Here is a 13,104-nt window from a genome sequence, read left to right on the forward strand (position 1 = left end):
TCTTATATTTAAGAATAGAATAATTATATATGGAAAAAGTGTTAAATATTGAGAAATCATGTAGAACTCGTTTTGCTAGTCGAACTTTAAATGCCATTTCTAACCATTACATATTTTCCTCATAATAAAATAAAATAGGAACATACATTCGTATTAAAGGAGATGTTTTGATGGCTAGCAAAATTCTTGACCCACTTGTAACGAAATTCATATTGCCAGAACATGCAGAAATGTTACGTCAGTACCACGAGGATAAGAAGCTCATCGAGAAGCCGATCATTGAAGAAGATGAGCTGGCCGAGTGTTGTTACAGGATATCTGACTCACGTCAATATGACTATGCCCTTACAATTAGCTGGTGGAAAGAGACAAAAGAGGGCAGAGGCGTTATAGAATCCGCTTGGGGATGGGTAGATAAAATTGATTTAACGTTTAAACAGATCAAGCTAAAGAACGATGAGGATTTTTGGTGGATACCTGTTGAGAATGTGGTTAGGGTAGAAAATAACTAAGTTACTTCTCTTACTCAGTTTTATACAGGGTTTTTAATTAAGTATGGGTATTCATCCAATTTTATTTAGACAATCACCTAAAAATTATACAGTTAAATATACTATCGAGAAAACTTAAATATAGATAAGGAGGAATTACCTTGTGGTTTTATAGACAAGATTATGAACCACTACCGGTTCAAAGGCTACCTCGACCTGATTTACCCCCACCACGAGTACCTTGGCCAAATTATCCACCCATAATACCTTATACCCCACCGCCCCGTCCTCTATTTCCCGGCTATGATAACCCAAGATGTATGGAGGAGTGCAGGGATTATGAAAGAAAAAGTCCGAGCGATTGTTTCTTTCTTTGTTATGGATACCCTTGGTAACAGTTCAGTAATGTTAGGGTAAAGAGTGTGTATTAGTTTAGAAAAAATTCAAAGATGAAATAAAAATGAAGAAAATCGTCTCCCGAGATATAAGGAAACGATTTTTTCTTTTGCAAACTATTAATTAAAAAACAGGTCAATCAAACTATATTTATGTTGAATGCTATTATTTCATATATTAGACAGTAGTAATTTGACCGGGACCGTGCCATCGAAACGGGGGGCTATCTTCACGCCAGTAGTAAACCAACCGCAGTTTTTCATCCTGGTTCGCAATTAATGGATTATGAGGTATTCTAGTATGCTATTTTTTCCTGATAGTATGGCTCCTTACACACAGGAGCACGGATTGAAACGTTTGAACGCATTTTGCCCCTTGCTGTGTTCCTTGGATCGCTCTTTTATAGGAGTCCGGATACAAGATTTACAAACAAGCCTTCCCTTTAAAAATAGGGAAAGACTTATTTGTTTTGGCAAACCGAAAAATCCCATGGAATTATCTAATCAGGATGATGATGAAAATTAAAGATCATAGCTGTAAGGAGGGGTACAAGGTGTCATTAAATCAATAAAACTCATCAAAAATAAGTATTTGTAATAATCGGAAGGGATTACCATGCCACCCTAGAATAAGTCCCTTATGTATAAAATATTATAACAGTGTTAGGAGGATTTAAAAATGTTTAAAGGTAATTCCATCTTCCTTTCAGTCATTTTGTCACTATCTATTTTATCTTCTCCCTTAGTATTAAGTCCTACAACCATTTCAGCAGCAGATCACGGAGCTATACCAATCAATATTACGAAAGATCAAAAAGGTATTCTTCCTGTAATCTGGGCTATCGCAGCGATAGTAACAGCAGGAGCTACCACTTATACTGTCTATACCGTTCATGAAAGAAATTCTGAAATGGCCGAACGACGTGCTCAAGATTGTAAAGATGCAGGGGGAGTTCCAGAAGTAAAAAATACTTTTCCTAGAATTGGATTTGATGTAAAATGCAAAATTCCACAATAATCAGTAAGAGGAAAAAAATGTTCTATCCCCTGTTGATTATAATCTTAGTTATTGGTTGCTTTGTTTTCTTGAGCCTTCTACATGCTAGAAACTACAAGTTTGCAGAAGTGCAATCACAGGATTGTAAAAAAGCTGGAGGCATTCCAGAAGTAAGAAATACTTGGGGCGGAATAGGATTTGCAATTACATGCAAAACAAAAGACTTAACATAGATAGTATTTATCACAAAAATCTTTATGCAAGGGTGTAGCGTATTCTACATCTTTTTTTATTATCTAAAATCAAAATCAGAAAAGATAATCTTACTTATGAAAATGCATTGGCCAATGGGGACATGGGACAAAAATAACTCTGCTAGTAAGATGGTAGCGGGGCCTTTTCTCGTTAAAACCTCCATTTACTCGTTAAAGTATTCGACCAAACCGACACGTAATAACGTAATGAGGGTTCTGATGGATACCTGTTGAGGGTGTAATGAGAGTAGACAATTAAATAAACCTTACTCTAAATCAGTTTCATACGTCCGTTAGTTAACTAAGAGATTTTCCAATGGAAAGAAAAACGAAAAATTTCAAAAGACAGTGAGGCATAAAATTTTCATTTATTAAACTTCCTCTCATATAATAAAAAAAGCCAATGATGTCGAGAATTCTTTAGTTTGAAAGTCCATAGATATAGAGGATAAAGCTAATTTTCATAAGAACCGATTAATACAGGGTATGTTTTTTAAACAAAGTTGAGAACTGATTAATAAAAAAGGGGAGATTTGACCTTGATAATAGTTTTGCCTTTTTGAAAAGAATGATTTTATGATGGTTACGTTAACTGTTCCATTTAGCAATCTAACGTGGTAAAAATACTGTTTAGTATCTGAAATACCAGTGATTATAAATTTAAGCAAAACCATTACATGGTGTACCCAATGTGGTGCTTTTTCTTATGTACATATTGGTTACATCATGTTGCAACAACTTTGTCGGATTTGTAAGAAAGCATCAATTCTGCAAACATTGCTATGCCAAAGGATTGCTAACAGGGGATACAGTAGTTGACCATATCGTTTTACACAAGGGAGATACGACGTTGTTTTGGGATCGGTACAAATGTTAGCCACTGTGAGACGTGTCATAACCAAGAAGACTACTAGAGAGGATAGGTGCGTTTGGAGATAATCTATTTATCCGAGGCATGATACATATGGCAGAAGGTTTCTAGTAAAGAAAAAGTAGTAGTCAGAAAGAAATATGTCCCGGACTACCACTTTTTCTTACACGATAGATTTCCGTTATTAGAACAGTATTTGTACAAGATTTACGGGATAACTCATTATTTTTGCAACTTTTGAGGCGGAACCCGTAGCCATAACGTTCATTCAAAGCATTTCTGTTAGCAATATCCGCATCTATAGCAGCAGTTTAAAGAAGGTATTCCGAGTCTTCTGCATTCCCTAACGCAATCATCGTCAGGAAGAAAAGAATAATAGTGATAAGGGAGAGGTGGAAGAGGTTGAGGGTTAAGAGCATATGGATATGGTTGTGGACTGTAAGGTGCTGGTTGCCTCATGCCGTAAGGTGTTGAAGGCGCGTATGGCATAGATGGCATAGATTCTGTACACATTGTATACCAAGGTCTTCTTTTAAACTGTCTACATACAGGTTCGCATTCTTCAACTGTACCTGGATTTTCTCCAGATGTGCAATCTTGCATACATTGCTCATAGGTATAAGGGACATTATAACAAACCAATACAATCACTCCCTAATTTAATCTTATTTTCCTGATAGTATATTTGACTGTATACCTTGTGGGTGATTATCCATGCATAATTGGGTGAATACCTACCATACATAGCGAGATCCAAGAACAGACATTCGCAGAGCCACAGATAGTGGGTAAGATCAATTTTTAAAAGTGAATGAAGATTAGGGGATATCAAAAATTTGCAAAGTGTTCACGCTAGAACGCGCGGAGCTCTTCAGCAAAAGATTCCTTAAATGGATTTTCAGAAATGAGAGGGGGAGGGAATGGTTGGACCAAGCAACTGATTAGACTAAGAAACCGGTTAGCTTGCTACTAGGAAAGAGTTATTTGTTTGGATTGTGATGTATTGGATGTTTGAGTAAACCTATGAAATGAAGAATTGGAAAGGGGTGCCTTCACGCCCGAGTAATTTAAAATTAATGGCTTCGACCCTTGATAAGAAAGAGCGAAGCCATTAATTGTTTGAAGGGAATACGGTTCATTGAAAAGAATCTTTTACACTCGATATAAAGTGTTAGACTGTGAACATATTGTTCTAGACTAAGTCCGTTAATCCGTTATCATGACCGAAGGAGTAGCTGTGCGCACGAAAATGATAGCATTAAAAGCTTTTGCTGGAATCAGCTTTAAAGTATACATCTTTTCAATTTTTCCATACAATCCACTAAAGACTGCACCTATTGCACTGATGGGCTGAGCTTTATTCAGATATTCAGTGAAATTTTCATCATGTCTTACTTTTGCAAAGTCAAGGAATCCATCCTTTATGTTTGTATGTGCAAACAGAACAGCTAGCCGATCGTTCCCATTATTTTTTACATAAAACTCTTTTCGTTCATTGGTAGTAGCGTCAGTAGCAATGAAGGAGCTTTCGTAGAATTCACTTCCTATTGCGTAATATTGATCACCTAAGGTTTTTGCGAGATACTCTCCCATGCAGGTTGTCATTCCCATGGATGTGGAGGTTTTTTCAATGTGTCCATTATGTCCTGTTATGAATATGTTTTCACGACCGTAATATTTCTTTTCAAATGATAAAATCCATTTCACTTTTTCCGCCATATATTGATCACGAGTATTGTTATAGTTCGCATTTGTTCCGTGCAGTGTAGCGTTTTGCTTGATAGCCTCGGCAAAGGCTAGAGCCAACTCGTATTCTTTTGCAGAGCTTTTTGCAGTATAAACGGATTTGTTTTCTTTCATCCGCTCCATCAAACCTTTAATATGGGAGAGCCCCTTCTGTACGTTAGCCTGCTTTTGATCATACACCGTTTTATCATTCAGATTCGTAAGTGCAATCTCATACTTGGAGACAAGTGTCGGATCAACCTTTTTTAAATAGGAGAATAGCCCGTTTTTGTTATGGTCATAGCGCTGCATATCAAAACCATAAAAATGAATCTTATCTTTTGCATCCCGATGCTCATTATAGGAGCGCATCCAGGATAGAAGGGCTGCCATTTCTTGTGTATTGTAAATTGTAAATCCAATTGCTTTTGCAGCATCTTGCGCAGTTCCATTGCCTCCTAAAATGTATTCATTGACCTTTTGTCCTCCGCCGAAATCGCCTTCTATGGCAAATACGCGATATCCTTGTTTTTCCACCAGATGCTTAAAAATATCTGACTTTAGCGTAGTAAATTGCTTGTTACCATGCGTAGCTTCTCCAAACCCGATGATGGTTTTCGAAGGAAGTTCCATTTGCGAAACAGGAACAAGGTTAGATTTCAATGACTGTTCTAGCGTGTTGGGTGACTCAGAGATAGTGGTTTTCGAAGGAAATTCTATTTCTGAAACAGGAACAAGGTTAGATTTCAATGACTGTTGAAACGTGTTGGTTGATTCAGAATGGAAACCCGTGAATACACTCATCATGATGAACAAGCTTATTACAATCAGAAGATTTTTTTTCATAGCATTCTCTCTTTCTTGAGCTGATCACTCGTTTTCAATTGGATGAAGATGATAATCGCATATGTCATCTTCCCGCTCGAATTGATAAAAATGTACAAGATTATGTAGTGGTTATCTTACTATTTACACTATTATAATCTTTTCTGATATCGTTAACTACATTAAATTGATTGATACACAGTTCCGCCCTTTACATCTAGAGTGCGGACTGAAACATGGTTGGTTGAGGGGTAATTTCTCCTAGATCGAGTCATCGCTACTGCAAGATATCACAAAAAAACCTTTCATTAAAAATAGGGAAAAGTTTATTTGGGGCAAGAAATTTTTTTGGTAAGCCTATGAAATTAAGCAATTGGAAAGGCGGTACCAACATCGATGATACCCCTGGCCCGATTCACCGATAGGCAAGCTGGAATGAGGTATTCCAGAATAAAAAAACTCGAGTTCCTAAGAAGAGTACAGGAATTCGAGTTTTTTTATTCTATCTGAGTCCATTATGTCATTTGGTTGGCGGGGACCCCTATTGAGCAGTAAACATTTGTCTGTATGCAACTTTTTGTGTTGTCTTTGCTATTTTTGTAAAACCAATATTTGTTCCCATCGCTATAATGGCAACTATGATTGCTGATTTTTCTTCCTCTTTTGGAGGGTGCAAAGTAGAATCATGATATTAGTTCTTATAGTGTTAATTTTGTTACAAAAAAATCAATAAGTCGCTTACCCATAAAAATGTATTACCTTTAGAAGAAATAAATTTAATTAGAGAATTCTATATTTTTCCATGTGCTAACCAAGGAAGAAAGCCATCGAAGAAACGTTCAGTGGCTGGCATAAAATATGAGCCAAAGTGATAGTCAGGATCAAGTGTTGTAATAATCCAAGTTCCATTAGTGCTTATCTTATCTACATACATAACTGCACCTCCATCTTCTGTTGTGATTAGTTTTTTCGTACCTTCTATTGGCCAAAACACGCCATGCTGATGCCAAGTTGCATCAGATAAAGTAATGTAATTAAAAAGGTCGTATTCAGATGCAGACAATACTAGACCACTTTGCGCTCCTTTTTCTAACCACCACCAAAAATTCGTTTCTCGGTCCTCCCATTTTTGGTTTGGTAGCCACTCCCAGGGCTGTGGGCCAAATGAAACCACAATTCCTCCTCGTTGTGCAAAAGCATGAATTTTTTCTTTAGATTCTAGAAGTAATTTTTGGTTCAGTTGAGACGGAACTATTAATACATCAAAACTTTCTAGAGGTGTATCTAAAAATTCGGGAAAGTATATGAGTTCTTTCAAATATTGTCGGTATTTAGGTTCATTAAATGTGCGATGATGCGGAGCGTTTCCACTATAAATTACAGCGATTTTTCTCATTATTTCCCTCCGGAATTTTGTATGGTTTCGTATTCATCGTGAATCCATTGAAGTAACTGCGCACTAATACGATCCGTTGATTTATTTTGCATACGATGGGCAAAAATGTCTCGCCCCGCGTGGGCTAAAATTGTCCCTTTCGTTGTATGCCGATCAATATATGTTACCGGCAAATCATCGGAAAGTGTAAGCAATACTTCAGCTTTGGCTGGAACAGGTGAATATGTGCCGCGAGCGAAAAAACCAGCCACTCCTTTGTTATAGGTCATATCGTTTGGTTCAACACCTTCAAAGATTGGATTTGATGTTGCTATAGAAATCTCATAATCTTTGTATGTATTTATCCTTTTAGGCATAAATATTGGACAGCCAGGTAACCATTCTTTACATAAGTGTCCAGAAAAAATAACAATTTTACCTTCATCTAAAAACGAAGAAATTTTCTCCTTATGTTTAAACATATATTCCTGATCAATAAAATCATGGATGACAATACATTTGAATGGCATTAAATTTATCTCAGCAAAGTCATACTGATCAATTTGTGTAAAGTTTTCTACGATAAATGGACTTGTACGATTCTCTAGACCAAATGCATGACCTGGATCTAACCATAAAATTTCTTTAAACTGAGCCAAAAAAAAATCCTCCAATCGAATTGGGTTTTATTATCTTAATATTAGAATTTTGATATTAAGATTGACCAAAGAATAGTATTGCTGTAAATTGATAATGAAAATCGTTATCAATAAAAATAATATCAGAATGAGGTAAAAGAATGAAGTGTAAATTTATTTTATCGGCTACTGCTCTACTATTGTTTCTTACTGGATGTGGTAATACAGAAGAGACTTCTACGAGTAAAGAACTTAAGCCAACTCAAGAAACAAAACTAATTGTTGACGAATTGAATCGAAAGGTGGAAATTCCAGCAAAAATTAATCGTGTAGTAATGGGAAGTATTCTTCCATACTTCTCGACATGGTATATTGCAACCAATTCAACGGATGAAATTGTAGGAATTCATCCGAATTCATATAATGCAGCAGCACATTCGATTTTAAAAGATATTTCTCCATCTATTCTAAAAGCGAAAACAAATTTTATTAAAAATGGTGAAGTAAACATCGAAGAATTAATATCGTTAAATCCTCAAGTATATTTTGAAATCGCTAACCAACAAAAGACTGTAAAAAAGCTTGAAGAAGCAGGAATTACAACAGTTGCTTTAGATACAAAAACAACTTCTTTAAACCCGCTTGATACATTAAATCGTTGGTTGTCTTTAACAGGGGAAATTACAGATACGATAGATCGACAAAAAGAAATTATTGAAGAGGGTGAAGCAAATCAGAAAATGATTAATGAAGTACTTTCGGGAGTAAAAGGAGATAAACCTCGTGTAATGATTCTGCAATATCATAGTAATGGGGAAATCTCGACAGCCGGTGTTGGCATGCATGGAAATCGTTGGTTAAACGCAACGGGAGGTATTGATGTTGCTGCTGAAAAAATAAAAGGCATTAAAGCAATTAATATGGAGCAAATTTATGAATGGAATCCGGACATCATTTACATTACAAATTTCACGGAAACACAACCAGAAGACTTATATAATAACGTATTTGATGGTCAAGACTGGAGCCAAGTAAAGGCAGTGCAAAATAAGAAAGTTTATAAAATGCCTCTTGGAATATATCGTTGGTATCCACCAAGTGGAGATGCTCCTCTAATGCTGAAATGGATGGCACAGAAAAACTATCCAGAACTTTTCACATACGACATGAGTAAAGAAATTAAGGATTACTATAAGCGTTTCTATGATTATGAATTAACCGATAAGCAAGTACAAGAAATCTTAAATCCGCCATCAGAAGCAGCAAAATATTAATGTAAAGGTGGCTTTCAAATGAAATCCAGATTCATAAAATCTTTACTTTGGATGCTACCGCTGATATTTGGACTTATATCAATTGGCATTGGACGTTATCACGTAGATTTTATTGTACAAACGAAAATATTACTTTCACAAATAGTCCCTATAGAAAAGACGTGGACAAATATGGATGAAACGGTTGTAATGAATATCCGTCTTCCCCGTATTTTACTTGCAATGCTCATCGGTGGCGGTCTATCCATCGCCGGTGCTGCATTCCAAGGAATGTTTGCGAATCCTTTAGTCAGTCCTGACATTTTAGGTGTTTCTGCCGGTGCTGGATTCGGTGCGTCTATTGGAATATTACTTTTTGGTAATGGTTTTACAATGCAAATTTTCTCACTACTGATGGGAATGTTAGCCATTGGATTCGCATTCCTTATCGGTGGTTCCAAACGAGATATGCCTATTTTTATGCTAGTGTTAGCAGGGGTTGTAACAAGCGCCTTATTTCAAGCTCTTATTTCACTAGTGAAGTTTCTAGCTGATCCAGAAGAAAAGCTGCCCTCCATTACTTATTGGCTGATGGGCAGCCTCGGAACAGCAAGCTATTCAGATTTATTAATTGGTGGTCCACTTATAGTAATAGGAATCATCATTTTATATATCTTACGTTGGCGTTTAAATATTTTATCGCTTTCTGAAGATGAAGCAAAATCGCTTGGGATATCGGTAGCGAAGATGAAATGGCTTGTAATTTTAGGGGCAACGTTAATTACATCTTCTGCAGTCGCAATAGCAGGAATCATAGGCTGGGTTGGTTTAATTATCCCACATATTGCCCGAATGCTTGTTGGCAGTAATAATCAGTATGTATTGCCTGCATCCATCTCAATTGGTGCGATGTATTTGTTAATGATTGATAATTTAGCGAGAAGTTTAACCGCAGCAGAAATACCATTATCGATCTTAACAGCAATTGTCGGGGCACCTTTTTTTGCGTATTTATTACGAAAAACAGGAGGTGGCTGGAGTTGATTTTACAAATAAAAGATGGCAACTATTTTTATAAAAAATCAAATCATGGCAATGAACAAACGTATTTATACCATAACGATATCAACTTTGAACTACAGCCTGGGGAAATTATGTCCATTCTCGGCCCAAACGGTGCGGGAAAAACGACAATGCTAAAGTGTATAATGGGGTTGTTGAAATGGAAAAAGGGAGAAACGTTATTAGGTGGGAAACCTCTTTCCAGCTATAGTCGAAAGGACGTATGGCAAACGATTGGTTATGTACCACAAGCATCTAAAATGACATTTGGCTATTCTATTTTAGATTTAGTAATCATGGGGCGTGCATTGTTACTGCATACTTACGCCCAACCATCTGAAGTCGATAGAAAAGCTGCACTAGATGCACTCGATATGGTAGGTATTCAGCACCTAGCAGAACAGCCGTGCACAGCTGTAAGTGGTGGGGAACTACAGCTTGCATTGATTGCTCGTACATTGGTATCAGAACCCAACATTTTAGTATTGGATGAGCCAGAATCGCATCTAGATATTCATAAGCAGAAAATTATATTACAAACGATTAAAAAGCTTGTGAAAGAACGTGGGCTAGCATGTGTTATCAATACACATTACGCAAATCATGCATTTTATTTTGGAGATAAAGTGCTCATGGTTGCTAAAGACCAACCAATTATTACAGGTCCAGTATCTGAGTTGATGACAGAAGAAAACATATTAAATTACTTCCAGATCGAAGTAACTAAGCTACTTCATAAGGTTGATGGACATGTATACGAAACCATAATACCAAAATATTTCGGTGCAGATTACGATTTTAATTGATGATATTGGTAAAGCAGATGTTCTGACAACCAATTCAGCACATCTGCATTTTTATTAGTAAGAATGAAAAGTTCCTGTACAATAGGGTACCACCAACATTTCTGGGATATCTAAACAAAGTTATGAGGTCTTGACGTAACAGGTGGCGTCCTTGTACCTTTCGCAAAATACTTAGTTATATGATCAAAAAGCCCTTTACCTTTCTGGTAGGGGCTTTTTGATTGTAAGGAGATGAATGTGAGCTGTGTCTTTTATAATGTATTTGGATCAAATAAAAAAGTTCGCCCTCTTGGTGAACTAGGTTAACCTATGACTACTACGACTTATTATTATTTTTTGAAAGTACGCTTCGATGCCGCATATTCAGGGTAAGCTGGCCACAGGATATAACATGGACAAAGTCAGTGTATTTGTATGATTTGACAGAAATGAATCAATCATGGGCAAATGCAGCCGGAAATATGGTTTCAACAGTCAAAGATCTGACCACCTTCTTCAGTTCGCTCTTGGGCGGAAAGTTTCTAAAACAAGAGATGATGGACCAGATGCTCACAGCAGTAGATTCACCTATGGGTAAAGTCGGCCTAGGGATTTATGAAGAAAAAACACCGGACGGGCAACCCTTTGGGGCATGCCGGCGGTACTTTCGGATTTGAAACGAGAGTCGGCGGACCTATGGGCGGGAAGCATATTTTGGTAACGGCCATCAACTCGATAGCCCCAGATGTCGCGGCGGCCGCGATAAAATATTCAATAAGGAGTTTGGCCATTAAGTTTAAAGCCGACATCCCGCCCTTTATTGGGGCGGGTGTCGGTTTTCTTGTTGCGATTGCCTTTTCTTCATGTAAAAGGCGCACACGTGGTCCTGAATTCAGAATAAAACGACATCTAAATAGATAAGACGCATGAGCGCCATAACGACAGCGTATTTTTAACTCGGTCGGGCGAGCTCTACTACCGACTTCTTTACCATTCCCGCCAACAGATTTTTTACCGCCGAAACGGGTGAAATAGGGTTAGACAACTCCCAGCTTCCAAGCAACAGAATAGCGAAAGAAATCGAACGTATGTGGACCGCCGATGGTTCTGCGCTGGTTGGAAGAATGGTGACAGGCACAATCAATGAACATTGATCGAAGACGTAACGGCAACAAAAACAACCGTCACTAAAAAGATAAAAAGACTGGAAGAGGAATCATTTCAAGCACCTCGGGTACGAAGCTCCGAATCCATTACGACTGATACAACTGCTGAAAAAGCGCAACGAAGACACGAAAAAAAGCTAATTTAATAACATAAAATACCAAAATTTGTGTCGAAATCACAATGATAAATAGTTTGTAAATAGCAGAAAGTTCCTTAATCAAAGCAACTTTCTGCTATTTAATGAACAAAAAAACGAATGATAAAGTAATGTTATAAAAAATAATGGAATTTATTCCAAGTATAAAATTGGTAAGATTTCATTCCTTCTACACATTACACCTAGAAAAGAGTTGATACGATGAAATTACCTAAAATGTATAAGTGTTTATTAGCTACTGCACTCCTCGGTTCATTCACCTCCTATCCAGAGCTATCACATGCGGCTTCAAACGAAAATGAAATAATAAACGACCAAGAAGCGAATTTTAAAGGCTTATTAGGCTACTACTTCAATGATAAAGAGTTAAAAGAAACCGCACTGATTTCAAATTCTGAGTCTGGAGATCTATTCGTTGATAACGATCAAATCGATGATATGTTGCCTGATGAATTAAAACAATTTCAATCCGCCATGTGGAGAGGATTTATTAAGGCAGAAAAATCAGGTGAATATACTTTCTCCACGTCTGATAATGACCACACCATGCTATGGATAGATGATCAACAAGTTATCGATCACTCCTCCGCTACGCAAAAAATCAAACTAGAAAAAGGGAAGCTTTATAAAATAAAAATCACTTATCAGCCAGAATCCTCTTCTGCTAACGAATTTGGCTTACAGCTTAACTGGATTACTCCACAAGGAACGGAAGAAATCATTCCAGAGGGAAATCTACTGCTTCCTGACATAAAAAATCAACCAGAGAATGAATCTAGCAGAAAAAAAAGAAGTATTTCAGCTGCTTCTGATGGCGGAGTTGAAGACAGTGACGGTGACGGCATCCCTGATTCCCTAGAAATCGAAGGATACACCTTGGATGTCAAGAATAAAAAACTCACCCTAATGCCTTGGATTGAAAAAGTTCATGGAAAAAAACGCACGAAATCTGGAGCGCCGTTAACAAAATATACATCTTCACCTATGAAATGGAGCACCGCTTCTGATCCGTATAGCGATTTCGCCAAAGTATCAGGAATGATTGATAAAAAGGTAAAAGTGAAACATCCGTTGATCGCTGCCTATCCTAATTTACAGGTTCATATGGA

The 13,104-nt window shown here is 37.1% G+C and carries 11 protein-coding genes and 1 pseudogene; 7 read left to right on the forward strand and 5 right to left on the reverse strand.

Annotated elements, in window-relative coordinates:
• Positions 1 to 170 precede the first annotated feature (170 nt).
• The gene (locus AYJ08_RS04490; RefSeq protein WP_064016753.1) at positions 171 to 512 is read left to right on the forward strand and encodes a YolD-like family protein; all 342 of its coding nucleotides are present in this window, start codon (positions 171 to 173) and stop codon (positions 510 to 512) included.
• 135 nt (positions 513 to 647) lie between these two features.
• Here the strand turns inward: AYJ08_RS04490 and AYJ08_RS24715 are convergent, their stop codons facing one another.
• Positions 648 to 770: a hypothetical protein gene (locus AYJ08_RS24715; RefSeq protein WP_018671931.1), complete on the reverse strand. Its 123-nt coding sequence runs from the start codon at positions 768 to 770 to the stop codon at positions 648 to 650.
• Positions 771 to 1,565: 795 nt separating this feature from the next.
• Between AYJ08_RS24715 and AYJ08_RS04500 the strand changes: the two genes are divergently transcribed.
• Positions 1,566 to 1,904 (forward strand): hypothetical protein, encoded by a 339-nt coding sequence (locus AYJ08_RS04500; protein WP_064016755.1) that lies wholly within the window; start codon positions 1,566 to 1,568, stop codon positions 1,902 to 1,904.
• Between the two features lie 2,310 nt (positions 1,905 to 4,214).
• On the opposite strand, the gene AYJ08_RS04510 is transcribed toward AYJ08_RS04500, so the two are convergent.
• The 4 genes from AYJ08_RS04510 to AYJ08_RS04520 all read right to left on the reverse strand — a co-directional run bounded on the left by AYJ08_RS04510 (position 4,215) and on the right by AYJ08_RS04520 (position 7,592).
• Entirely contained in the window at positions 4,215 to 5,579 is a 1,365-nt protein-coding gene (locus AYJ08_RS04510; RefSeq protein WP_064016757.1) for an erythromycin esterase family protein, read from the reverse strand.
• A gap of 520 nt (positions 5,580 to 6,099) precedes the next feature.
• A complete protein-coding gene (locus AYJ08_RS24865) occupies positions 6,100 to 6,234 on the reverse strand; it encodes a Tn3 family transposase (protein WP_157452785.1) in 135 nt (44 codons plus the stop codon).
• A gap of 114 nt (positions 6,235 to 6,348) precedes the next feature.
• The gene (locus AYJ08_RS04515; protein ID WP_064016758.1) at positions 6,349 to 6,954 is read right to left on the reverse strand and encodes a hypothetical protein; all 606 of its coding nucleotides are present in this window, start codon (positions 6,952 to 6,954) and stop codon (positions 6,349 to 6,351) included.
• Entirely contained in the window at positions 6,954 to 7,592 is a 639-nt protein-coding gene (locus tag AYJ08_RS04520; protein ID WP_064016759.1) for a hypothetical protein, read from the reverse strand. The genes AYJ08_RS04515 and AYJ08_RS04520 overlap by 1 nt, the downstream gene beginning before the upstream one ends.
• A gap of 140 nt (positions 7,593 to 7,732) precedes the next feature.
• Between AYJ08_RS04520 and AYJ08_RS04525 the strand changes: the two genes are divergently transcribed.
• The 5 genes and pseudogenes from AYJ08_RS04525 to AYJ08_RS04550 all read left to right on the forward strand — a co-directional run.
• Positions 7,733 to 8,845, forward strand: a complete 1,113-nt coding sequence (locus AYJ08_RS04525) for an ABC transporter substrate-binding protein (protein WP_064016760.1) — start codon at positions 7,733 to 7,735, stop codon at positions 8,843 to 8,845.
• Positions 8,846 to 8,863: 18 nt separating this feature from the next.
• Positions 8,864 to 9,868 (forward strand): FecCD family ABC transporter permease, encoded by a 1,005-nt coding sequence (locus AYJ08_RS04530; RefSeq protein WP_031415697.1) that lies wholly within the window; start codon positions 8,864 to 8,866, stop codon positions 9,866 to 9,868.
• Positions 9,865 to 10,692, forward strand: coding sequence for an ABC transporter ATP-binding protein (locus AYJ08_RS04535; protein WP_064016761.1), 828 nt, complete (start codon positions 9,865 to 9,867; stop codon positions 10,690 to 10,692). The genes AYJ08_RS04530 and AYJ08_RS04535 overlap by 4 nt, the downstream gene beginning before the upstream one ends.
• A gap of 355 nt (positions 10,693 to 11,047) precedes the next feature.
• Positions 11,048 to 11,465, forward strand: a pseudogene (locus tag AYJ08_RS22820) (serine hydrolase domain-containing protein); the annotation flags it as partial.
• Positions 11,466 to 12,196: 731 nt separating this feature from the next.
• Positions 12,197 to 13,104: binary toxin-like calcium binding domain-containing protein (locus AYJ08_RS04550; RefSeq protein ID WP_231929003.1), on the forward strand; the 908-nt coding region annotated here is incomplete at its 3' end.

The organism is Brevibacillus sp. SKDU10 (genome assembly GCF_001645205.1).
In the GTDB taxonomy this organism is placed as follows: domain Bacteria; phylum Bacillota; class Bacilli; order Brevibacillales; family Brevibacillaceae; genus Brevibacillus_B; species Brevibacillus_B halotolerans.